This is a genomic window from Bacillus basilensis, from assembly GCF_050630465.1.
GTDB lineage: Bacteria > Bacillota > Bacilli > Bacillales > Bacillaceae_G > Bacillus_A > Bacillus_A basilensis.
Map to the genome: position 1 here is coordinate 48,378 of NZ_JBNTQO010000020.1, position 24,491 is coordinate 72,868.

Consider the following 24,491-nt stretch of genomic DNA (forward strand, 5'->3'; position numbering starts at 1 on the left):
TTTTTGTTTTAGTATGCACAGTTAGAGGGAGGAGAGTCATAAAGATATTGTTACTTCGAGCCTGGCTAATATTTGGAAATTGCAAATTGTCGAAAAATGTTGATTTTTAAATGTTTTTTAAATATAATTCGTTTTATGGAGAAAAGGAGGGGTTAATTGTATGAATATTTTAGAGCAATTTATTTCATCAACGAATACAATTCTTTGGTCATATATTCTTATTGCAATGTTAATTGGTTTAGGTCTTTATTTTTCTATTAAATTGAAATTCGTACAAATTACTCATTTAGGGGAAATGGTTCGACTAATGAGTGATGGATTAACTGGAAAGACGCGTAAAAAAGGTAGTGTATCTTCTTTCCAAGCGTTCTGTATGAGTTCAGCAGCTCGTATTGGTATCGGTAATTTAGCTGGTGTAGCGTTAGCTATTTCTATGGGAGGACCTGGCGCAGTATTTTGGATGTGGGTTATTGCGATTATCGGAGCTTCTTCAAGTTTCGTAGAAAGTACGCTTGCACAAATTTATAAAATAAAAGATGGCAGTGGCTTCCGTGGTGGTCCTGCTTATTATATGGAAAAAGGTTTAAATAAACGTTGGATGGGAATTTGGTTCTCTATCCTTATTACAATTAGTTATGGTTTAATTTTTAACTCAGTACAAGCAAATACAGTTACATTAGCATTTAAAAATGCTTTTGGTATTGAGCGTTATATTGTTGGGATTGCATTAGCTGCATTAGTTGCGGTTATTATTTTTGGTGGTGTAAAAAGTATCGCACGTATGTCGGAAATGATTGTTCCACCAATGGCGCTTATTTATATTGCGGTCGCTATTTTTGTTGTCATTAAGAACTTCTATTTAATACCAGATGTGTTTACAGAAATCTTTAAAGGTGCATTCGGTTTAGATTCAGCTGTAGGTGGCGGTATCGGTGCTGCAATGAAATATGGTATTCAGCGTGGATTATTCGCGAACGAAGCAGGTATGGGTAGTGCGCCGAACGCGGCAGCAACAGCTGATGTAACGCATCCAGCGAAACAAGGTTTTATTCAAACGATTGGTGTTTTAGTAGATACATTCTTAGTATGTACATCAACAGCATTTATCGTACTATGTTCTGGTGCATATAAAGCAACGAATTTAGAAGGTATTGAATTAACGCAAAATGCATTAAGTTCACAAATTGGCCCATGGGCGAGCAGTTTCTTAGCGATTATTATTTTCTTATTTGCATTCAGTTCACTTTTAGGAAATTACTATTATGGTGAAACGAATATTGAATTCATTAAACAAAGTAAAACTTGGTTAACGATTTACCGTATTGCGGTAGTTGGAATGGTGTTATTCGGTTCTATTGCGACGCTTCAAGTCGTATGGAATATGGCAGATTTATTTATGGGTCTAATGGTAATTACAAACTTAATTGCGATTACACTTCTTGGGCGATTTGCATATGCTGCTTTGGCAGACTATGTAAGGCAAAAGAAACAAGGAAAAGATCCGGTCTTCAGTGCAGATTCTATTCCTGGTTTAACGAATACAGAGTGTTGGGATAAGTCAGCGGTAACAGATAAAGAAAAAGCAGTGTAATAAAAAAGAGCATCGAGATGAATTCGATGCTCTTTTTGTTTGGTCTTTTTTTCTGTGATTTGTCGAAAATATGTGGTTGGGTATTAGGGAAATGCGCTAGCTGAGTATAGTTTTATTTTATGAAAAAAGCCTCATGTCATATGATGTAACGCCGTCATGTTATAAAATATAACGTGAATTTGTCGAAAATTCTTGATTACTAAAAGTTTTTAGAATATAATTTTCTTATTGTTAGGAAGAGGGGGCAATACAATTATGGATTTTTTAGCTAAGGTAATTGGGGATATAAATAATGTCCTTTGGTCATATGTCATTATTGCGATGTTAATTGGGTTAGGGCTCTACTTTTCATTTCGTGTGAAATTTGTCCAAGTTCGTTACTTCGGTGAAATGATTCGTTTGCTTGGGGATGGGGCAAGCTCAAAAACGAGAAAAGCGCAAAAAGAGAAGAGCGGCGTATCATCATTCCAAGCATTTTGTATGAGTACAGCTTCTCGTGTAGGTACTGGTAACTTAGCTGGTGTAGCTATCGCAATTTCAGCAGGTGGACCAGGAGCGGTATTTTGGATGTGGTTAATTGCGGTAATTGGGGGTGCTTCTGCATTTGTAGAGAGCACATTAGCGCAAATTTATAAAGTAAAAGATGGGAATGCGTTCCGTGGTGGTCCAGCGTATTATATGGAAAAGGGATTAAATAAACGATGGCTTGGAGCTATTTTCTCTGTATTAATAACAGTAAGTTTCGGATTAATTTTTAACGCTGTACAATCTAATACTGTAGCAGCTGCTTTTGATGGTGCATTCAAAACAGATAGTAGATTAGTAGGTCTTGTAATGGCTGGTTTACTTGCAGTTATTATTTTCGGCGGAGTAAAACGAATTGCTCGTGCGGTTGAGATGATCGTTCCAGTAATGGCGATTATTTATGTAGCTGTGGCATTATTCGTTGTTGTAACAAATATTACGGCAATTCCGTATGTATTTAAAGAAATTTTCTTACATGCTTTCGGAATTAAAGAAGTAGTAGGCGGAGGATTAGGAGCTGCGATTTTATTAGGGGTAAAACGTGGATTATTCTCAAATGAAGCAGGTATGGGTAGTGCGCCGAACGCAGCTGCGACTGCAAACGTAACGCACCCAGTTAAACAAGGTTTCATTCAAACTTTAGGGGTATTTACAGATACATTATTAATTTGTAGTTGTACAGCATTTATTATTCTTTTATCAGATGTGCATAATGCAGCTGATCTAAATGGTATTCAATTAACGCAACAAGCGTTAAGTCAGCATATCGGCCCATGGGCTTCTGTATTTGTAGCGGTGGCAATCTTCTTATTTGCATTCAGTTCATTAGTAGGTAACTACTACTATGGTGAAACAAATATTGAGTTCTTAAATGGAAGTAAAGTGCTATTAAATGCATACCGCATTGCTGTACTTGGTATGGTTATGTTAGGGTCTGTAGCAACAATTCAAATCGTTTGGGATTTAGCAGATTTATTTATGGGGATTATGGCTGTTATTAACTTAGTAGCGATCGTATTCCTTTCTAAGTACGCTTTTGCAGCGTTATCAGATTATATTAAGCAGAAGAAACAAGGAAAAGATCCGGTCTTCTACGCAAATTCTATTCCAGGCCTGAAAAATACAGAGTGCTGGGAAGAGCAAGTAGCAGATAAAGAAAAAGAAAAAGCGGTATAATGAGGTGAGCATCAAGTGAAACTTGATGCTCATTTTTTGTTTTATCCAGCTATTTGTGAGAAGTAAAATTCCCGCTCATTAAAGCTTCACTTTATAATGCAAAAGACGAACATTCTTGAATGTTTTATAATAAAATGTAATTTTTTTAAGAAAAGTGCGGATATGAGTTGTGATTTATGTTAGAATGGGAAATGCCTTTGAAACAAGAGGTTTTATGATCTTTCCTATCCGATTGTAGCTTTTGGAGGAGAAATGGAAAGTTCGGATTATTTCTTATTTTGAGTGGTCAGACGTTCAACGTTAATGAAGAGTTAAATGGAGGATTTTATTAATGAAGTTTGTTATGTTTCTTGTAGGATTACTCGTTGTATTTGTACTCGGTTTTCTTATAAGTGCCGATCGAAAGAAGATTAAGTACAAACCAATCGCAATTATGCTTGTTATTCAGCTAGCGTTATCTTATTTCTTATTAAATACACAAGTTGGTTATATTTTAGTAAAAGGAATTTCAGATGGATTTGGCGCGCTTCTTGGATATGCGGAAGCTGGAATCGTTTTCGTATTTGGTGGCCTTGTTAATAAAGGAGAGGTTTCATTCTTCTTAACAGCATTATTACCAATCGTATTCTTTGCCGTTTTAATTGGAATTCTGCAACACTTTAAAATTTTACCGATATTTATTCGCGCTATTGGTACTTTGTTAAGTAAAGTAAATGGTCTAGGAAAATTAGAATCATATAATGCAGTAGCAGCTGCCATTGTTGGGCAAGCAGAAGTATTTATTACAGTAAAAGATCAATTAAGTAAAATCCCAAAACATCGTTTATATACATTATGTGCATCTTCCATGTCGACAGTATCAATGTCAATCGTCGGTTCTTACATGAAAATGATCGAACCAAAATATGTAGTAACAGCACTTGTATTAAATTTATTTAGTGGTTTCATTATTATTCATATTATTAACCCGTACGATATTACAGAAGAAGAAGATACACTGAAATTAGAAAATAAGAAAAAACAGTCATTCTTTGAAATGTTAAGTGAATATATTATGCTTGGTTTCACAATCGCGATTACAGTAGCAGCGATGTTACTTGGTTTCGTGGCATTAATTACAGCAATCAATAGCTTGTTTGATTCAATGTTCGGTATTACATTCCAAGCTATTTTAGGATATATTTTCTCACCATTAGCATTCGTAATGGGTATCCCACAAGCAGAGATGGTAACAGCGGGACAAATTATGGCAACAAAATTAGTATCAAACGAGTTTGTTGCAATGCTTGATCTTGGAAAAGTAGCTGGCGATTTATCAGCTCGTACAGTTGGTATCCTTTCTGTATTCCTTGTATCATTTGCGAACTTCTCATCAATTGGAATTATCGCAGGTGCAACGAAAGGTATCGATGAAAATCAATCAAATGTTGTATCATCATTCGGTCTACGCCTTGTGTACGGTGCGACATTAGTAAGTATTCTATCAGCGATTATCGTTGGTGTTATGCTATAAAAAGGTGGCCCTAGCTCATAGCTAGGGCTATTTTTTTTTATGGTAAATTTGCATGAAAAAACCAATTAATTAGGAATATATTAACATATGAAAATCTTTTAAAATTTATATTGCATTTCGTCTAGATAACGCTTACAATTTGATTTGTAGGTGGTATCAATTTCAGACTTTCAAATATGGTAGGAGAGAAGAGGCTACCTTTTATAAATTGTAATTTATGTAAACGCTTACTGATTTTAGATAACAGTTGAATAGTATTTAGGGGTTTTAAATTTTTTAACATCAATGGTCAGACGTCATTCGTTATACGTTATACGACCAATAACTCGTGGGAGAAGTGGAGGATTCACATATGAAAATAGTAATGTTTCTAGTCGGTTTACTTGTAGTATTTGTACTAGGGTTCCTTATCAGTTCAGATCGTAAGAAAATTAAATATAAACCAATTGCACTTATGCTTGTCATTCAATTGGTGCTTGCGTATTTCTTACTAAATACAAAGGTCGGATTTGTATTAGTAAAAGGGATTGCAGATGGGTTTGGCGCTATTTTAAAATTTGCGGAAGCAGGGGTTAATTTCGTATTTGGTGGTCTAGCAAATGATGGACAAGCACCATTCTTCTTAACAGTATTATTACCAATTATTTTCTTAGCAGTACTAATTGGGATCTTACAACATATTAAAGTTTTACCGATTATCATTCGTGCAGTCGGTTTCCTATTAAGTAAAATTAACGGTTTAGGAAAACTAGAATCATATAATGCGGTAGCAGCTGCAATTGTTGGTCAAGGGGAAGTATTCATTACAGTAAAAGATCAACTAAGCAAATTACCGAAAAATCGTTTATACACACTTTGTGCATCTTCAATGTCAACAGTATCGATGTCAATCGTTGGTTCTTATATGAAAATGATTGATCCAAAATATGTAGTAACAGCACTTGTCTTAAACTTATTCAGTGGATTCATTATCGTTCATATCATTAATCCATATGAAGTAAAAGAAGAAGACGATATTTTAGAATTGCAAGAAGATAAGAAGCAAACATTCTTTGAAATGTTAGGCGAATATATTATGCTTGGTTTCTCTATCGCTGTAACAGTAGCGGCGATGCTAATCGGTTTCGTAGCATTAATTACAGCAATTAACGGTGTATTCGATTCAATTTTCGGAATCACATTCCAAAGTATTTTAGGATATGTCTTCTCACCATTAGCATTCGTAATGGGTATTCCAACATCAGAGATGCTGGCAGCAGGACAAATTATGGCAACGAAATTAGTAACAAACGAATTTGTTGCGATGCTTGATTTAGGAAAAGTAGCTGGCGACTTATCAACTCGTACAGTAGGTATTTTATCAATTTTCCTTGTATCATTTGCGAACTTCTCATCTATCGGAATTATCGCAGGTGCAACGAAGAGTATCGATGGTAAACAAGCAAACGTTGTATCATCATTCGGACTAAAACTTGTATACGGTGCCACGTTAGTAAGTATATTATCAGCGATTATCGTTGGGGTTATGCTTTAATAAAATAGTAAAGAAGTCGTTTATCTCTCGCTTAGAGGGATGAACGACTTTTTTTATTTTAGTATGATAAATAATATAGAGAGGGGGAATTAGGGTGAAAGAAGCGGATAGTGTAAGGGAGTTTGATGAGATTATAGAGAACATTGATCAATTAACTGGAGAAGATGCTAGAGCATTTTTAAAATTGATACATGGATATTTGAGCATAGTAGAAGAAGGCGATGGGACTTTTACTCATAGTGACTTTGTTGAAAAGGTTTCAGGGCTTTATAAGAAGGATGTGGCGAGGGTTATCCAGCTTAGAGAAGAAATAAAAAATCACCTTAATATATTCATTAAGGTGATTGAAATACTACTCAGCTGGAGGCGTAAATGTACGTTTCTCTAATTCAGCATCTAGCATAAATAGTGCGTTTGAATCGCTTGTAATACGTTTTAATTTTTGGATGATGCTATCAAATGAAGCTTCTTCTTCAACTTGCTCGTCAACGAACCATTTTAAGAATGTAATTGTTGCATGTTCACGCTCATCCCAAGCGATATCAGATAAGTGATAAATGCGTTTCGTTACTTCACGCTCGTGCTCAAGTGCAACTTCAAAAGCATTTAATACAGATTCGTATTCGTTGTTAGGATTATCAAATCCAGTAACAATAGCGCGCTCACCGCGGTCATTAATGTAGTTATAAAGCTTCATTGCGTGGAAACGCTCTTCTTCAGCTTGTACAAGGAAAAAGTTAGCGAATCCATCATAGCTCTCTGCCGTACAGTAAGCAGCCATTGCCATATAAGCGTGAGCAGAGTAAAACTCAAAATTCATTTGATCGTTTAGTGCGTCGTGCAATTTTTTAGATAACATAAAATCCCCCTTAGTATTGTGACAAGAATATTATATCATAATTGATAATGTTCTCATTTAGATGTTTCAAACCTTTTCGAAAGCTTTGTGACGTGTGCATCCATAATGTCTTGTAAATCCAAATCATATTTTTGTGAAAGAATAATAAGATTAGATAGTACATCACCAAGTTCTTCTTTTAGTTCTTGTTTTAGTTCTTCTTCTGTTTTTGCGTCTTCATCAGGACGATCACGACCGATTTCAATAGCGCGAACAACGCGTGAAACTTCCCCAACTTCCTCTGTTAAGAAATTTAAGCGAATAAAGGAATTATACTGTGACCAGCTTCGTTTTTCATAAAATTCCTCAACCCATCTTTCAAATGCGACGATATCCATTTCTTCCTCATCTCCTCAATATGTTGTACAATGACAATTGTATCATAACAATATATAGTTTCGGGGTGTAGGAATGAGAAAGATTTGTGTGTTTGCAGGTTCAAATTTAGGGGAGAGACCAGAGTTCAAAGAGCAGGCAATTGAATTAGGTAAAATGTTTGTTGAGAACGACTATGAGCTTGTATATGGAGGTTCATGCGTCGGATTAATGGGAGAAGTAGCAAACGAAGTACTTCGCTTAGGTGGTCGTGTGACAGGTGTTATGCCGCGCGGACTATTCCGAGGAGAAATTGTTCATACAGGATTAACAGAATTAATTGAAGTGGAAACGATGCATGAACGTAAAGCGAAAATGGCAGAGCTTGCGGATGCTTTTATTGCACTGCCAGGCGGATATGGAACCTTTGAAGAGCTATTTGAAGTTGTATGTTGGTCACAAATTGGTATACATAGTAAGCCAGTTGGTTTATTGAACATAAAAGATTTCTACGGACCAATTCTGCAAATGGTTGAACGTGCAGCAGAAGAAGGGTTTATGAATCCATCGAATAGAGAGTTAATCGTTTCAGCTGAGACGGCAGATGCACTCATTCATAAGATACAAAATTACGAGCGTCCTGTTTTAGGAACGAAGTGGAAGCAACTATCATAATACAATTGTATAGAGATTTTTGGAAACACATGTCATTTTATCCTTTTCGGCAAGAAGACTCCATCTGATTTGTGTTACGGGTGAAACCTAACAATTCAGGTGGAGATGAATTGCTGTCAACAGGTAGACGAAACAATTTGGTTTCTTTTGTCTTACTATATAATCTGCCCTAGATAAGGAGGTAATATATCGTAGGAAAACGAAATTGAATAATGATAATCATAATCATTTGGTTGCTTGAACCAAAAGGAATTATGATGAAGACCATGTTCACATTTTGTTCCGTTCTAAATATTGATTTGTCAAAAGTAATTAACAGTTACAAAATTATTTCTTTCCTAAGAAAAAACGATTTTAGGAAAGAAATAATTGTAATGAACTCTCTAAGAAAGGTGGTGAAAACAATGGCTAGAAAGAAAGCGGTGAAAGTATTACGTAAACAAAAGAAAAGAGAAAACATACAACGATTCACGCAGAAACAGAATATCGGACGAGCTTGCCTCACAGCTAAAGAATTTCGTTTATTGCAACGCATGTCGCATAGTTCAAAAGCGTTACGAAATGTTGGATTGTACACGATTAAACAAAGTTACTTGAACAATAACAAAATAGCTACTGTAAAAGAAGTGGACACTGCCATGCAAGCTGATATGAACTACTGGGGTGTTCAATCAAACTCTGTTCAAGCGATTCGAAGAGCCTTATTTACAGAAGTGAAGAGCTTTTTTAAGGCGTTGGAACAGTGGAAGAAAAATCCTGAGAAATTCACAGGTCGTCCGAAGTTTCCAAATTATTCTCGTTCAACTGACAAACGAATTATTGAAATCTATCAAGTACCAAAAGTGGATGAGAACGGATATTGGATCATTCCGATGAATGTTGCATTCAGAAAAAAATTTGGTTCTATTCAAATACGTATGCCTAAAAACTTAAGAAATAAAAAAATCTCCTATATTGAGATTGTACCGAAGCAAAAAGGTCGGTTCTTTGAGGTGCATTACACATATGACATGCACGTTTCTCAAATGAAGAAACAATCCACGACTACTAGTAACGCTTTGAGTTGCGATTTAGGTGTAGATAGATTAGTAAGTTGCGCAACGAATACAGGTGATACGTTCTTAATTGATGGAAAAAAATTAAAATCCATTAACCAATACTTCAACAAAACGATACGTAATCTGCAACAGAAAAATATGGAGAATGGAATTTCTAAACGTGTTGTAACGAATCAAATGGCTGCAATTTGGCATAAACGAGAAAAACAAATCAATGGTTACATTTCTCAAACGGTAGGCTTGTTGTTCAAAAAAGTGAAAGAATTCGATATAGATACGATTGTTGTAGGGTATAACACGGGTTGGAAACAAAAATCTGATATGGGGAAAAAGAGTAATCAAACATTTGTGCAAATCCCATTTCATAAACTGATTGCAGCAATTGAGAATAAATGTGTAAAAGAAGGCATCCGTTTTTTGAAACAAGAAGAAAGCTATACTTCAAAAGCTAGTTTTCTTGATAAAGATCCGGTTCCCGTTTGGTCTAAGGATGATAGGACGCAGTATCGCTTTAGTGGCAAACGAATCACGCGTGGTCTGTACCAAAGTAAAGCAGGAACATGTATTCATGCGGATATTAATGGTGCGCTGAATACATTGCAAAAATCAAGAGTTATAGAATGGGATGACAATCTTAGAGTGAAAACGCCGCTTCTATTAGAAGTACAAAAACGTAAGGCTGTTGTTTCGCGCATAGCTTAGTGGGTGCGTCAACCATCCATGTGTACTCGACTTGTCGGGGCTTGTAGCACACGCCGGATTCATCTGAGTGGTGGTTTCTTCCAAAAGGAAGAACTGCTCTTTTTCGAAAGGGTGGTGCAAGTGGGAAAATAATTGTTCGTTGCCAGTACCAACCAAAAACATACTTGGGGTGTTACCATAGGGTGGCATGAATGCTAGAGCGTCAAACTGTCTAGCGATAGACGAAAAGACCTAGCGTTCGAACTCAAGCTCCCACTGAAAGGCTTTATCGTAGTGAGGGTAGTTGACCGTTGATGAGTATAATCTAGCCGGAGATGTACAGAGTTTTAATATGTGTATTGCGATTGGTTGTATTAGCGGTTTGAATTTTATTATTTATTATAGACGGCAATAAAAAGAAGGCATTCCGTATTACTTTGGAATGCCTTTATCATTTTGATTACTTTGTTTTTTATACAGGTACCAGCCACCCCAGCCGCCACCAATTGCTACGACAACGAGGAAAGCATAGTCTTTAACCTCGATACGTATATTGAAAATATTAGCTATAAGTAAGACAATCCCAACTGTTATTAACGCAAAAAATGCTCTAATTAAGTAGTCTTTCAACTGAACCACTCCCGCCATTTAAGTAGTAAATGATGAATATGGAAAAGCTTTTTTGGATCTATTTTGCTAAAGGGTGTTTCCTATATTTTAACATAAAAGAGATTGTAATATATTGATAAAAGTAGGGGTAGGAGAGTGCTAATATTGTCGTGATTTGTTGGTAAGTCGATATATTGGAAAAATCGCTGATAAATTTGCCGAAATCGCCGATATAATTAGAAAATCGCTGATAAATTTGATGAAATCGCCGATATAGTTAGAAAATCGCCGATATAAATCTCATGTACCAGCACAGCATGCGTGACCAATCCATAGAAAAAAGCGACTCTGAACGAGCCGCTTCCGCTTTAAAATCTATTATTGATTCAAGAACGCACGTAGCATCCAAGCGTGTTTTTCTAGTTCTGTGTAGATACCTAATAGTAGGTCAGATGTCATTTCGTCGTCAGAGTCTTGAGCGATTTCCATGCCTTTTTTCAGTTCGACTAGCATCATTTGGTAGTCTTTCATGATTGCTTCGACCATCCCTTCTGCAGTTTCTCCGTAAGCTGCTTCTTGAATAGAAGATATTTCTAGGTATTCTTTCATTGTTGCTACTGGTTTACCACCAATTGCTAAAATACGTTCTGCAATTTCGTCGATGTGAGTAGCTGATTCTGTGTAAAGTTCTTCGAATTTCTCGTGTAATGTGAAGAATTGAGGTCCTTTTACGTACCAATGGAAGTTGTGTAGTTTTGTGAATAAAACGCTCCAGTCTGCTACTTGTTTGTTTAATACTTCGATTACTTGTTTGTTCATTATGATCAATCTCCTTTTGAGTTGTTATGTGATATCAATTACTAATTTATAATTATTATAATCTAGTAATTCGTATAAATCAACCCTTTTGCTGGAATTAATTTGAACAAATTATGAACTGTTGTAAATAAAAATCCCTATTACTGTGAAGTAATAGGGATTTTGTTTGATAGATAGCTACTGCTATTAATTATTATACAGCCTTCTGTTTTTCTTCTACATCCTGTCCATCCCAGCACTCTGTATTCTGTAAGCCAGGGATAGAACTTGCAATGAAAACAGGGTCTTTTCCTTGTTTCTTTTGCTTAATATAGTCTACTAATGCTGCGTAGGCGAACTTGCTTAGGAATGAGATGGCAATTAAGTTTGTGAATACCATTAGTCCCATGAATAAATCAGCTAAACTCCAAACTGTTTTAAGGGCAGCGATTGATCCGAAGAATACCATTCCGACAACTGCAACGCGATAAATCATTAACCATGTTTTGCTTTCTTTAATGAATGCGATATTCGTTTCACCATAATAGTAGTTTCCTAGTAAAGAGCTGAACGCGAATAGGAAAATAATAATCGCTAAGAAAGTGCTTGCCCACGGTCCGATTTGTGAACTTAGTGCTTGTTGTGTTAATTCAATACCTTCTAAATTCGATCCTTTGTAAAGTCCAGAACATAATACGATGAACGCTGTTGATGTACATACTAAGAATGTATCTACGAAAACACCTAATGCTTGAACAAGTCCTTGTTTTACAGGGTGAGATACATCTGATGTTGCTGCTGCGTTAGGAGAGCTACCCATACCTGCTTCTGTCGCGAATAAACCGCGCTGAATTCCGAACTTGATTGCTGCTCCAATACCACCAGCGACGGCTTGGTCTAAACCAAATGCGCTGTTAAATATTTCTGTGAAAATGCTTGGTAACATAGTGAAGTTGTTAATAACAACAAAAATTGCCACACCAATATAAATAATTGCCATTGGAGGAACAATCATTTCTGTAATACGTGAAATGCTCTTGATACCACCGAAAATAATAACTGCAACTAATAAAGCCAATAGAGCCCCTACGATCGTTCGCTCTAGTCCAAAAGCATTTTCAAATGCTATTGTTACTGTGTTTGCTTGTACAGAATTGAAAATTAATCCGTACGCAACTGTAATAAGAAGTGAAAACCAAACACCCATCCAGCGTTTATTTAATCCTTTTTCCATGTAATATGCTGGACCACCACGGAATCTGCTTCCATCTTTTACTTTATAAATTTGCGCGAGCGTACATTCTACGAAACTAGTAGCTGCTCCAAGGATAGCGATAAACCACATCCAAAATATTGCGCCAGGTCCACCCATTGAAATGGCTAGTGCTACACCAGCTAAGTTCCCGATACCGATACGTGCTGCTGCACTTAGGCAAAATGCTTGGAATGGAGAGATGCTATCTTTCTTTTTTTCTTTTCGATTAAACCCTTTACTAATTAAACCGACCATCTCACCAAAATGAGTAATTTGGACAAACTTCAATTTAAAAGAGAAATAAAGACCGAAGCCGATTAGCATTGCAATAAGAATATATGACCATAAAATATTATTCGTTACCTCAAGGAATCTGCTAAAGATATCAACCATATAATACACTTCCTTTTTTTCGTAATAAGAAAATTATATGCAAAAAATATACGAGAATCAATTTTTCTAAAAAATTATGTTACTTAAATACATTTTGTGTTATGATTATGTTACATCATAATATTTTTAGAATTATTTACATTTTAAAAAACTAAATGTAAAGCGAGAAAGAGGGGATAATTTGAAAGAAGAAACTTTATTGAAAGTAAGCCTTAAGAGTTTAAAAATGAGAAGTAATATATTTTTTATCATTACATCTTTAAGTATCTTTTTAGGAGCCACTTATTATTACAATAAAAGATTTCCAAATCACAGGTATCCTGAATGGTTAGAATTTCTAAAGTTGATTGGATGAACAAAAGACAGAAAAACAGAAAATTCAAATATAAAAAGTTGTGGAGGAGCTAAATATGAATATTAGAGAAAGTGAACTTCCGGGTATTGGTTACAAATTTCAAATCGTTACGAAAGGTAACGAAAAGATGGTAATTGTCATTCATGATGATGGGCGTAGAGAAATGTATCATTTTGATTCAGACCATGAAGAAAGTATCTCAAGTATTTCATTACGCGACTCAGAGGCAAGACAAATTGCAGCAATATTAGGTGGAATGGTGTATAAGCCTAGAGCATTAGAAAATGTTGAAATGGTCTTTGAAGGTTTAGCAATTGAGTGGTTTAAAGTAGAGAATGTAGCTCCAGCAATCGGAAAAACAATTGGTGATCTTGAAATAAGAAAAAACTATAGCGTAACGATCATTGCAGTTATGAAGAAGAATATGAAAAAGCTATTTAATCCAGGGCCAGAAACGTTAATTGAAGAAGGCGATATGCTTGTAGTTTCTGGTGAGAGAGAAGAAATTAAAAAAATTATTAATGAGTTACTTTCGAATAGGGGGACTGACTAGATGGATACTTTAATTTTTGAAGTTGGTACAGCGTTAGTATTAGTTGCAATTGCGGCAGTAATTGCTGGAAAGTTTAAATTCTCAGTAATTCCGTTTCTAATTGTTCTTGGGATGTTAGTGGGGCCGCATGCGCCGACAATAGGTGTGATCGATTTCAAGTTTATTGAAAGTGCAAATGTAATTTCCTTCCTTGGACGGATTGGCGTTCTGTTTCTTCTGTTCTATCTAGGGTTAGAGTTTTCGATGAAAAAACTAATTAAATCTGGACGTTCTATTGCGATTGGCGGAACGATTTATATTTTAATTAACTTTTCACTTGGATTATTATACGGATTTATAATGGGATTCCCTTTACTAGAAATCTTAATTATTGCGGGTATTATTACGATTTCTTCTAGTGCTATCGTTGCAAAGGTGTTAGTGGATTTAAGAAGAACTGGTAATAATGAGACCGAATTAATTTTAGGAATTATTATGTTTGAAGATATATTCCTTGCTGTATATTTATCAGTTGTTTCTGGTTTAGTTCTAGGGGATCATGCTTCCTTCTTAGGTGCTCTTACTTCAATTGGAATTGCTTTAGGATACATGCTTCTATTCTTTATTGTAGCTAGAAAGGCGACGCCGTTATTAAATAAATTGCTCAATATTAGCTCAGATGAGATCTTTATTATTGTAGTATTTGCTTCACTTTTCTTCATTGCTGGTTTTTCAGAAACAATTCACGTTGCCGAAGCAATTGGAGCACTTCTTTTAGGATTAGTTTTCTCTGAGACAGAGCATAGTGACAGAATTGAACATCTCGTTGTTCCATTTAGAGACTTTTTCGGAGCTATTTTCTTCTTCAGTTTCGGATTAAGTATTGATCCGTTTTCATTAGGCGGAGCGATATGGTTAACGTTAGGTGCTGTCCTTCTTACAATCATCGGAAACTTTGTAGCTGGGATGATTGCAGGGCGACAAGCTGGATTATCTCATAAAGCATCAACAAATATTGGATTAACAATCGTTTCAAGGGGAGAATTCTCCATCATTATGGCCAATATCGGTATCGCCGGTGGTTTAATGTCAGTACTGAAACCATTCTCAGCGCTATACGTGCTTATACTATCCATCTTAGGTCCACTTCTGACGAAAGAGTCAAAGAATGTATATAAATTTTTAAATAAAATCTTTAAGTGGGATATGAAGAAGAGCTAAATTTTTAAACATCAAAGTACAAGATATTTATGAAAAAGAGATCTATGTCGACATAGATCCCTTTTTTTATTGGCATTTTTCAAGGATGAAAGAATACGTTTAATATTTACCATATTGTGGCATACATATAAGAAAAGGGAGTTTGGAAAGGGGATTATAGAAAAATGGAACTCCAGTTTCAAAATGTATATCAACAGGTGGAGAATTGGTATGTGTTGGATTCGGAGCTTCCTTGGGATGTCAAAAGGCTGAGAGATGATTTGTTTTCACTTATTGAAGTATGTAAAACGCCAGTTATTTTTTGTGATACGTGTGATGCGAATCATGTACTTCTATCGTTAGGGGAAGAAGAGGAAGAGTTTCTATTCCCAATAGGCGGTTTTTATCATAAAGAAAAACAATTAATTTTTGTTTGTATGTGGGAAGAGTATGAGCAAGTGCTCAAAACACTACTGCATGAATTTCGCCATGCTATGCAGCATAAGAGGGAAGTGTTGTATGTGGGAAGTGAAGTGTACGAAGAGAGATGGATTGAAAAAGATGCGAGGAAGTTCGCGGAGAGGAAATTCGATGAATATAAAAATAGAAAGTTAATGTAAAGCATAGTGGAGAAATAGCGCTGTGCTTTCCTTGTTTCTTACTAAAAATAAGTAATTGACTTTTATAAAGTTTAGTTCTAAACTAATGGTATGAAACGAGCGAGGTGATAGAATGAAAACTGAAGATAGGCTCGGATTATTATTATGGTTTCGTTTATCACGTTTTTATAACAAAAGTATTCGTGAGACGAATCAGCATTTGAAAAAATGGAATGTATCTGCTGCTCAGTTTGATGTACTAGCTCAAGTTGGAGGGCATGATCGTTTAACACAGCAAGAGCTTGGAAATAAGCTATTTGTTACGAAAGGAAATATCACTCAGCTTTTAAATAAAATGGAGCAAATGGAGTGGATTCGTCGTGAACAAGAAGGTACTACGAAATATATTTCATTAACAGAAAAGGGAAGAGCTTTATATGAGGAAATTGTCCCGCCTCAAGAAACGTTCCAAGCGGAGCAGTTTCATAATTTAAATATAGAAGAACAAAATCAATTATTACAATTACTAAAAAAATTACAGTGAAAAAATTTTTAAAATAAATCTTGAATTCGAGATAATATGAGGTGAAGGATATGTTTAGAAAAGTTGATCATAAAAATATGGGAAGAGCGAATCACGGTTGGTTAAATACACATTTTCATTTTTCCTTTGCTAATTACTATAATTCAAATAACATGAGCTTTGGAGCATTACGTGTTATTAATGATGATTTAGTAGCGGCACAAACTGGTTTTGATATGCATCCACACCGCGATATGGAAATCATTTCGTACGTTGTAGATGGTGCTTTAACACATGAAGATAGCATGGGGAACCGCGGAACAATTGAGCGTGGACATGTTCAATATATGAGTGCTGGCACAGGTGTATTTCATAGTGAGCATAATTTAGGAAATGAGACATTGCGTTTATTACAAATTTGGATTTTACCAGACCGTGCAGATCATAAGCCAAACTATGGTGAGTTTAAATTTGATTGGAGTAAGCGTGAAAACGAGTGGTTCCATATGGTATCTCCATTAGAAGGAGAGGCATCAATTCAAATTCACCAAGATGCGAATTTATATTCTTTATCGTTAGAAGCTGGAAAAGAAATTCATTTTCCTGTGAAAGAAGGTCGTCAATTGTACCTTGTTCAAATTGAAGGAAGTAGTGTAATAAATGGTGAGACACTTGTTATGCGTGATGCGGCAGAAGCAGTAGAAGAAGATATTTATATTGCAGCGAAAGAACAATCACACTATTTAGCAATTGAATTGAAAAAATAATAAAACGTTTATAGAAAAGAGGACACCTAATAGGATGTCCTCTTTTTTTTGAGTGGAATTGTCAGAAAAAACTTTCTCAAATTTTGGAAAAAGGTATTAGCTTAAAAAATAAGAATTGTATAAAAGTGTCAAAAATCTTTAGGGAATGGGGAATGTTATAGTGAAAAAGCAAGTCATTTCATCAGCATTAGCCTTAACTGTTATCGCCGGGGGATTTGGAACATTTGGAGCAACGACAACGAAAGCGGAAGAACAAAAAATTCAATATCATCAAGAATTTAAAACGCCTGCATACATAGGTGAAGAATGGAAAGCACCGGAAGGACTAGATAAAAAAGAGACAGTCTTTCAATATTTAGAGAGTAAGAAAGATATGTTTAAATTAGCAGGAAATATTGATAAACATTTCAATGTCGTTGGGGAAGAAAAAGATGCTGAATCTGGCACAACACACGTGAAGTTAGTTGAGAAACATAATAACATTCCTGTGTATGGTTCAGATCAAACTGTTACACTTGATAAAGAGAATAATGTAAAAGCATTCTTCGGACAAGTTATTCCGAATTTAGAGGATAAAAATATTCCTACGTTTGCAAGCATTAGTGCGGAACAAGCAGAAACGATTGCAAAGGCAGGCATTGAGAAAGAAATTGGTAAAGTAAAGAATTATGACGGTGTGAAAAAAGATTTATATGTGTATGAAAAAGATGGAAATTACTATCTTGCATATTTAGTGAAAGCGTCGATTTCAAAGCCAGCTCCAGGATATTGGCATTATTTTGTTGATGCAACGAATGGAAATGTGATTGAGAAATATAATGCTGTAGATCACATTACAGGATTTGGTTACGGAGTACTAGGAGCTAGACAATCATTTGAAATTGCTCAAGATGAGAAAACAGGAGCATTCAACTTATTTGATGGGAAACGAGGACAAGGTGTTCATACATTTGATGCAGATAATATGGATGAAAATTTATTTAACATATTCTCGCAATGGTTTGGATATACAGGTCTAGAAGTAGAAAGTAAAAATAAATTCTTTGATGACAAAGCAGCGGTTGATGCGCATGTAAATGCAGGAAAAGTATATGATTACTACAAAAAGACATTTAACCGTAACTCTTTCGATGATAAAGGTGCGAAACTTATTTCCTCTGTTCACGTAGGTGAAAACTGGAATAACGCAGCCTGGAACGGTATTCAGATGATGTATGGTGATGGCGATGGTACAACATTTATTCCATTATCTGCTGGACTAGATGTTATCGGTCACGAATTAACGCATGCTGTAACGGAACATACAGCAAATCTTGTTTATAAAAATGAGTCAGGTGCGTTAAATGAATCGTTATCTGATATTATGGGTGTCATGGTTGAGAAGAAGAGCTGGGATTTAGGTGCTGATATTTATACACCTGGAAAACCTGGTGATGCACTTCGTTCTCTGAAAGATCCAGCATCTATTCCAAATCCATTAAAACCAGGTGAAGGTTACCCAGATCATTACAATAAACGCTACACTGGAACAGCTGATAATGGCGGCGTTCATATTAACAGTAGTATTAACAATAAAGCTGCCTATTTAGTATCTGATGGCGGAGAGCATTACGGCGTGAAAGTAACTGGAGTAGGCCGTGAAGCGACAGAAAAAATTTATTACCGTGCTCTTACGAAATATTTAACTGCAAACTCTGACTTTAAGATGATGCGTCAAGCTGCTCTTCAATCAGCTGAAGATTTATATGGTAAAGATTCTAAAGCTGTACAAGCTGTAGCGAAAGCTTATGAAGCAGTAGGCGTAAAATAATAAGAGAAAAAGACCTGACTAGAATGTCAGGTCTTTTCTTTATCCAGCTATTTGCGAATGGTTAAAGTTCCACTGATTTAGTCGCGAATACCTAATGCGATTTTCGCCATACGTGACATGCGCTCTTTAGACCATGGTGGATTCCAAACGACATTTACTTCTATTTCATTGACTTCAGGTACGTTCGTTGATAATACTTTTTTTACGTCGGATACAATTTGCCCAGCCATTGGACAACCGATAGAAGTCATCGTCATCGTAATGACAGCATTATTATTTTCATCTGCTGTAACGTCATAAACTAATCCAAGGTTCACAATGTCAACGCCTAGTTCAGGATCAATAACAGCTTCTAAATTGGCATATAATTTATTTTCAAATGCTTCTTGAGACATAAATAGCACCTCCTACACATTTATGATATCGATTCTCATTATAACGGAAATGTGTATAATGTGCAGGAAATGAGCTCAAAAAAATATCCCTTTTGGAAGAGGGATATTTTTTTGAGCTATTCAGTTTTGAAATGAGATACGAGTTGATCTAATTCTTCAACTGTTTGTTTCATTTGTCTAGCAGTTACAGTCATCTCATTCATAGTAATGACCTTTTGCTCAGCAGATTGTGCTGTTGCTGCTGTTTCACTAGATACTTCAGTTGAAATAGAAGCGATGTTATTCAGTGAAGCGTTCATTTCTTCAGCGCTTGCAGCCATTTCTTCAGCAGTTGCTGAGATGTCTTGCATTTGAGTAGATACTTTATTTACTTGTTCCACAATCGTTGTGAAAGAATTGCCAGCTTCACGAATGACGTGAATGCCTTCAAATGCCTCAGAACGACCTTGTGACATCATAGAGCTTGCAGTTTCAGTGTCTTGTTGAATTTGATGTAGTAATTGGTTAATATCTGTTGCCGCTGTTTTAGATTGTTCGGCAAGTTTTCGAACTTCGTCAGCTACGACAGCGAAGCCTTTTCCTTGTTCGCCAGCACGAGCTGCTTCGATAGATGCATTTAAAGCAAGTAAGTTTGTTTGCTCTGCGATATTAGAAATAGATTGTACAGCTGTATCAATATATTTCGTGTGAGTGATTAGACGTTCGACCACTTCTGATGTAGCATTTACCGCGTCGTGTATCGTTGTCATTTGTGAAACGGATTTTTGAATAACAGTACTTCCGTCGTTAGCTTGTTCAGATGTAACTACAGCAAGCTCAGTTACAGATGAAGCAGATTCAGCAATGCGCTGAACACTCACTGCCATATCGTCCATTGCCGTTGAGCTTTCTTCCATGCTAGAGGCTTGAGATTGAATACTCGCATTTAAGTTGGACATCGAACTTTGAACTTTTATTGTTGCCTCGCGTGATATATTCGTCTTTTCTAGCATATTTTCAGAAGCGTTTTGTACTTCCACAGATGTTTTTTGCACACGATTGATGATATGTTGTAGGTTTTCTAACATTTTATTAAAGGATGTTGCGATCGTACCAAGTTCATCATTACTATTTACTTGTAGGCGAGCTGTTAAGTCACCTTCTTGAGATGATAATTCTTTTAGCTTACTATCAATTTGTTGAATTGGTTTTACAAGTTTACCAGAGAACCACCATGCAAGAATGATAGCTACGATAATACAAATAACAAGTGATAAGAAGACAACATATTCAATTTGTAGTGAAGATTGATCAATTTTTTTGATAGATTGATCACGTAACTTGGCTTGTTCATTACTATAATTTGTGAAGTCACCAATTACTTTATAGACAGTACCATTTTCTGCATAAGCTACTTGTAGAGCCTCTTCCCACTTTTGTTCTTTTGCAAGAGTGAAAACTTTTTCTTCAATAAATTTTCTCCAAGTGGATCCTGATTCCATTGTATCTTTCACGGATTGAGAAATATTTGGATTAGAAAGAAGTTTATCTTTTGAATCCTCCAGACGTTTACTCATCTCATTAAACTTGTCTAATTCGACTTGATCATGTTGTAATAAATAACCTCTTAAAGCAGAGAGCTGTACTTGATAAGCATCTCCGCGCTCTTTCAATTCTGTTGCAAGGGGAGAAATTTCTTTTTGTAATGCTTCAGTTTGACGAGATTGATCCATGGTAAAGAATAGAATAAAAGCTAAGGCGATGCCAAATAAAGCGCAAATCGTTCCCATCATGAACATAAGTTTTTTTCGAATGCTAATAAAATTCATATGATAAAAGCCTCCTTTGTGAAATCTTAGTATTAGAATTAATAAATTTAAAAAATTGAAAGAAAGCTTTACTCCATCTGGAACAAAGCTTTCTTCTTTCCTTTAGGAATTATAGCAGACGGAATGAGAGATAGAAAGAAATATTTTAAAGTGAAAAAAGAGAGACTGTAAATCTCTCTTTTAAATAATTTGGAGCTCATAGAAGTATAAATGAAAGTTTTGCTTTAAACGTTTGTTTTGAAATGAGAAACGAGAACTTCAAGTTCTTGTACAGTCGTTTTCATTTCAGATGCTTTTTTAGCAACGACACTCATTTTGTTTACTTGGTCACCAGCTGAAGTTGCTGTTTGTGATGTTTCGGCGGCAACTTCATTTGAAATAGAAGCGATGTTATTAAGTGAAGCGTTCATTTCTTCAGAACTTGCGGCCATCTCTTCGGCAGTTGCAGACATTTCTTGCATTTGTGTAGAGACTTTATTAATGTGGTTAACAATTTCTGAGAATGAAGATCCAGCGGTACGAATGACTGTAATGCCTTCAGAAGCCTCTGACTGACCTTGCGCCATCATTTCATTTGCTATTTTTGTATCTGCTTGAATTTGATAAAGTAAATGGTTAATATCGGTTGCTGCTAGCTGGGATTGTTCAGCAAGTTTTCGAACTTCATCAGCAACAACAGCGAATCCTTTTCCATGTTCACCAGCACGGGCCGCTTCAATGGAAGCATTTAAAGCGAGCAAATTCGTTTGTTCCGCGATATTAGAAATGGATTGAAGTGCAGTATCAATATGATTCGTATGTGTAATGAGCCGCTCTACTACTTGTGATGTAGCGTTAACAGCTTCGTTAATGGTATGCATTTGTGTAATAGATTTCTCAATGACTTTATTACCACTATCTGCTTTTTCTGAAGTTGTAACAGCTAGGCTAGCAACAGAAGAGGCAGATTCTGCAATCCGCTGAACACTCGTTGTCATATCATCCATTGCAGTTGAACTTTCCTCGATGCTGGAGACTTGTGAACGAATATTATGCTCAAGGGCATTCATAGTTTCTTGCGTTTTTGCTGTGTTTTCCATAGAAGAAGTTGTTTCGATAAACACATTTTCAGACGCTTCTTTTACACTTGTTGATGTTTGTTGCACTTGTTTTATTATACGTTGTAAGTTAGCAAGCATTTGATTAAAGGAATTGGCGATATCACCAATTTCATCTTTACTCGTTACGTGCAATCTAGCAGTTAAATCGCCATCTTGAGAAGCTAATTCTTTTAATTTCTCATCAATTTGTCGTATCGGTTTAACGAGTTTACCAGAGAACCACCATGCTAATAAGATAGAAGTTATTGTACATGTAATGAGTGAGAAGAAAATAATATATTGAATAAGAGATGAAGAAGACTCTACGTCAGCAATTAATGTGTCACGTTTATCATTTTCTTCATTTGCATATTTCGTAAAACGACCTAAAAGGTCATTTACATAATCGGTTTGAGCTAAAGCGATTTTGGAAGCTTCTTCCCATTTTCCTTCGCGAGCGAGAGGGAGGACTTCATTATCTATGACGCTGCGCCATTTTCCTCCCATTAAAATGGCTTCTTTCATTCCTTCTGGAAGTTTTTTATCACTTGTTACTTTTTCTCTAGTATCAGCCAGTTTTTTTCCTTCTCGGTTGAATTTATCTAATCCTTTTTGATCATGTGATAGTAAATATTCTTGTAAACCAGCAACTTGTGCTTGGAACCAATCACCGCGTTCTTTTAAAATTGTTGCTCTTTTGGATACATCATTTTTTAACGTTTCAATTTCACTTGCTTGGCTCATGGCGAATGAAAGAATAACAATAAGAGCGATGCTAAATAAAGAAGAAATGCTTAAGAGTGTGAACAGTAGTTTTTTTCGAATACTAACATATTTCATCGTTACCCCTACCTTTAAAAACTGTTTATTATAATTTATGAATATTAAGAGCAGAATTAATAAAAACATCATTATGAAGTTATTAATCTGTTCAATGAAAATTATAGCAGATAATGGAAGATGGCAGATTGATATGAGTAAATGTTCTTAAAATGTATACATTTGTATATCAAAAAGTTCATAAATAAAAATTAGAAATACTATTGTAATTTGAAATAACATCATGTATACTTCTAATTAGTTGATAACGATTATCAGTATCAACTATGAACATTACTCTTCGTTATGTTGGTCATACCCCTTTTTGACGACGTAAGTCAGAGACGAAATGTTGAAATATCTTGTGTCCTATTCTACAGAATTATGGTAATCTCCAACCTCAACTTATATGCGTGAGCATGCAAAAAGGATCCTATCCGTGAAGGGATCCTTTTTTGCATGCTGTCGCAATTAATGTATATAGACCGGGTATTCGTTCTTCAATTCCTTCCGGTGCAGTAGAAGGAAAGACCCATCTTTGATGGGAACCGTGTTCTTCAACTAGTTTTTCAATTTTAAAATGTTCTTCTGCAAGTGTTGTAATAATTTCTCCTAGCGTCCAACGACGGATGGTTGTTTTAGGTAACGATTCTTTCTGCGCTTCTGTAAGAAGGATGCTATAAGCAACATCATCTTCAATTAATTCTTCATCGAAATAATTCCCATTGGCCTGAAATGAGGGATGGTCTACTCCTAATAATTTAGTGTAAACAGGATGATAGTCACGAAGAATAAGCATTCCATCTCGCTTAAGTAAGGTAGTAATTTTTTGGAAGAGCGGTTTTAAATCTAGAAAGTAATGGAGTACACCAAGTTCCAGCAATACGATATCAAATGATTCGGAGAGTTGGACATTTAATACATCAGAAACGATATACTGGATAGAGACACCGGCTGCTTCAGCAAGTTCGTTTGCATATTTTGCATTACTTGCTGAAATATCAACAATCGTTACGTCAGCCCCTAAAAGAGCAAGAGAGACGGCTTTATTTCCTTTTGACCCGAGTAAATTAATAATACGTTTTCCTTTTGGAGATTGTATGTAAGGTAAATAGTGATCTACCTCGCGCATAGGATTTTCTATGAGCTTTTTCGCATAATCAGCTGGCGCCCCGTGGCGATTCGTCCAAGCTTCATAAGCAGCTGCATTCCAGCTTTTTTCATTACGTGTGCTTAGTTGTTTTTGATTCAATCGTATCACTCCTTTTGTGAACGTATAGGTATTCGGCAGGGGGATGGGATTTCCTTTTCTTCTTGGATAAAAGTTTGATTTTTCTGTGATTAAATCGTACAATACATGTTATACGTAAAAGCGTTGAAAAGGAAAAGTAGGATGAACACATTCTTTCCAGAGAGCTTCGGTAGCTGAGAAGAAGCAAGAATATTCATTTGAACAATGGCCTTTGAGCTTCGTCCTGAACTTATCAAATGATAATAGTAGGCGGCGACGAGAGTTGGTACTCGTTATCAAAACCACAGTATAAGAGCATATAGCTCCGTACTTGTTAAGGCTAATTATGTGA

At 35.8% G+C, this 24,491-nt stretch carries 21 protein-coding genes, 1 pseudogene and 1 other annotated feature (1 of these 23 only partly in view); of the genes and pseudogenes, 13 read left to right on the forward strand and 9 right to left on the reverse strand.

All coding sequences use genetic code 11. From position 1 onward, the window contains the following. Positions 1 to 160: 160 nt before the first annotated feature. The 5 genes and pseudogenes from ACQVV1_RS25520 to ACQVV1_RS25540 all read left to right on the forward strand — a co-directional run. Complete coding sequence (locus tag ACQVV1_RS25520; RefSeq protein ID WP_001022921.1) at positions 161 to 1,591, forward strand: alanine/glycine:cation symporter family protein; 1,431 nt, start codon at positions 161 to 163, stop codon at positions 1,589 to 1,591. A gap of 255 nt (positions 1,592 to 1,846) precedes the next feature. Next, positions 1,847 to 3,292 (forward strand): alanine/glycine:cation symporter family protein, encoded by a 1,446-nt coding sequence (locus tag ACQVV1_RS25525; RefSeq protein WP_431169692.1) that lies wholly within the window; start codon positions 1,847 to 1,849, stop codon positions 3,290 to 3,292. 331 nt (positions 3,293 to 3,623) lie between these two features. Beyond that, a complete protein-coding gene (locus ACQVV1_RS25530) occupies positions 3,624 to 4,805 on the forward strand; it encodes a NupC/NupG family nucleoside CNT transporter (protein ID WP_000673852.1) in 1,182 nt (393 codons plus the stop codon). 352 nt (positions 4,806 to 5,157) lie between these two features. Then, positions 5,158 to 6,339 (forward strand): NupC/NupG family nucleoside CNT transporter, encoded by a 1,182-nt coding sequence (locus ACQVV1_RS25535; protein ID WP_063222188.1) that lies wholly within the window; start codon positions 5,158 to 5,160, stop codon positions 6,337 to 6,339. A 94-nt stretch (positions 6,340 to 6,433) separates the two neighbouring features. Further along, positions 6,434 to 6,655 (forward strand): annotated as a pseudogene (locus tag ACQVV1_RS25540) (hypothetical protein); the annotation flags it as partial. 36 nt (positions 6,656 to 6,691) lie between these two features. Here the strand turns inward: ACQVV1_RS25540 and ACQVV1_RS25545 are convergent. Continuing rightward, the gene (locus ACQVV1_RS25545; protein ID WP_063222186.1) at positions 6,692 to 7,198 is read right to left on the reverse strand and encodes a ferritin; all 507 of its coding nucleotides are present in this window, start codon (positions 7,196 to 7,198) and stop codon (positions 6,692 to 6,694) included. Between the two features lie 53 nt (positions 7,199 to 7,251). Beyond that, on the reverse strand, positions 7,252 to 7,575 hold the full coding sequence (locus ACQVV1_RS25550; RefSeq protein ID WP_063222185.1) for a MazG nucleotide pyrophosphohydrolase domain-containing protein: 324 nt from the start codon (positions 7,573 to 7,575) through the stop codon (positions 7,252 to 7,254). A 73-nt stretch (positions 7,576 to 7,648) separates the two neighbouring features. On the opposite strand from ACQVV1_RS25550, the gene ACQVV1_RS25555 reads away from it, so the two are divergent. Further along, the gene (locus ACQVV1_RS25555; RefSeq protein ID WP_277930185.1) at positions 7,649 to 8,227 is read left to right on the forward strand and encodes an LOG family protein; all 579 of its coding nucleotides are present in this window, start codon (positions 7,649 to 7,651) and stop codon (positions 8,225 to 8,227) included. A gap of 404 nt (positions 8,228 to 8,631) precedes the next feature. Then, positions 8,632 to 9,987, forward strand: a complete 1,356-nt coding sequence (locus tag ACQVV1_RS25560; protein WP_242254793.1) for an RNA-guided endonuclease TnpB family protein — start codon at positions 8,632 to 8,634, stop codon at positions 9,985 to 9,987. Between the two features lie 411 nt (positions 9,988 to 10,398). On the opposite strand, the gene ACQVV1_RS25565 is transcribed toward ACQVV1_RS25560, so the two are convergent. From ACQVV1_RS25565 to ACQVV1_RS25575, 3 genes are all read right to left on the reverse strand, one after another. Further along, positions 10,399 to 10,596: a hypothetical protein gene (locus ACQVV1_RS25565; protein ID WP_000656322.1), complete on the reverse strand. Its 198-nt coding sequence runs from the start codon at positions 10,594 to 10,596 to the stop codon at positions 10,399 to 10,401. A 357-nt stretch (positions 10,597 to 10,953) separates the two neighbouring features. Beyond that, positions 10,954 to 11,394, reverse strand: coding sequence for a Dps family protein (locus tag ACQVV1_RS25570; protein WP_001041891.1), 441 nt, complete (start codon positions 11,392 to 11,394; stop codon positions 10,954 to 10,956). 193 nt (positions 11,395 to 11,587) lie between these two features. Then, positions 11,588 to 13,021 (reverse strand): alanine/glycine:cation symporter family protein, encoded by a 1,434-nt coding sequence (locus tag ACQVV1_RS25575; RefSeq protein ID WP_063222182.1) that lies wholly within the window; start codon positions 13,019 to 13,021, stop codon positions 11,588 to 11,590. A gap of 410 nt (positions 13,022 to 13,431) precedes the next feature. On the opposite strand from ACQVV1_RS25575, the gene ACQVV1_RS25580 reads away from it, so the two are divergent. From ACQVV1_RS25580 to nprB, 6 genes are all read left to right on the forward strand, one after another. Next, positions 13,432 to 13,929, forward strand: coding sequence for a cation:proton antiporter regulatory subunit (locus tag ACQVV1_RS25580; protein WP_242254789.1), 498 nt, complete (start codon positions 13,432 to 13,434; stop codon positions 13,927 to 13,929). Then, a complete protein-coding gene (locus ACQVV1_RS25585; protein WP_242254788.1) occupies positions 13,930 to 15,129 on the forward strand; it encodes a cation:proton antiporter in 1,200 nt (399 codons plus the stop codon). 164 nt (positions 15,130 to 15,293) lie between these two features. Then, positions 15,294 to 15,728 carry a DUF3920 family protein gene (locus ACQVV1_RS25590; RefSeq protein WP_063222179.1) on the forward strand — a complete coding sequence of 145 codons (435 nt, stop codon included), beginning with the start codon at positions 15,294 to 15,296 and terminating at the stop codon, positions 15,726 to 15,728. Positions 15,729 to 15,840: 112 nt separating this feature from the next. Further along, positions 15,841 to 16,251: a MarR family winged helix-turn-helix transcriptional regulator gene (locus ACQVV1_RS25595; protein ID WP_048528236.1), complete on the forward strand. Its 411-nt coding sequence runs from the start codon at positions 15,841 to 15,843 to the stop codon at positions 16,249 to 16,251. Positions 16,252 to 16,301: 50 nt separating this feature from the next. Next, complete coding sequence (locus ACQVV1_RS25600) at positions 16,302 to 16,997, forward strand: pirin family protein (protein WP_242254786.1); 696 nt, start codon at positions 16,302 to 16,304, stop codon at positions 16,995 to 16,997. Between the two features lie 160 nt (positions 16,998 to 17,157). Further along, entirely contained in the window at positions 17,158 to 18,807 is a 1,650-nt protein-coding gene (gene nprB / locus ACQVV1_RS25605; RefSeq protein ID WP_242254784.1) for a neutral protease NprB, read from the forward strand. Between the two features lie 77 nt (positions 18,808 to 18,884). On the opposite strand, the gene ACQVV1_RS25610 is transcribed toward nprB, so the two are convergent. From ACQVV1_RS25610 to ACQVV1_RS25625, 4 genes are all read right to left on the reverse strand, one after another. Next, complete coding sequence (locus ACQVV1_RS25610; protein ID WP_000076427.1) at positions 18,885 to 19,202, reverse strand: metal-sulfur cluster assembly factor; 318 nt, start codon at positions 19,200 to 19,202, stop codon at positions 18,885 to 18,887. A gap of 116 nt (positions 19,203 to 19,318) precedes the next feature. Further along, positions 19,319 to 21,010: a methyl-accepting chemotaxis protein gene (locus tag ACQVV1_RS25615; RefSeq protein ID WP_242254782.1), complete on the reverse strand. Its 1,692-nt coding sequence runs from the start codon at positions 21,008 to 21,010 to the stop codon at positions 19,319 to 19,321. 224 nt (positions 21,011 to 21,234) lie between these two features. After that, on the reverse strand, positions 21,235 to 22,929 hold the full coding sequence (locus tag ACQVV1_RS25620; protein WP_242254780.1) for a methyl-accepting chemotaxis protein: 1,695 nt from the start codon (positions 22,927 to 22,929) through the stop codon (positions 21,235 to 21,237). Between the two features lie 412 nt (positions 22,930 to 23,341). After that, complete coding sequence (locus ACQVV1_RS25625) at positions 23,342 to 24,160, reverse strand: class I SAM-dependent methyltransferase (RefSeq protein WP_431169695.1); 819 nt, start codon at positions 24,158 to 24,160, stop codon at positions 23,342 to 23,344. A gap of 114 nt (positions 24,161 to 24,274) precedes the next feature. Further along, positions 24,275 to 24,491: a binding site (T-box leader), on the forward strand; it runs 54 nt beyond the window's last position.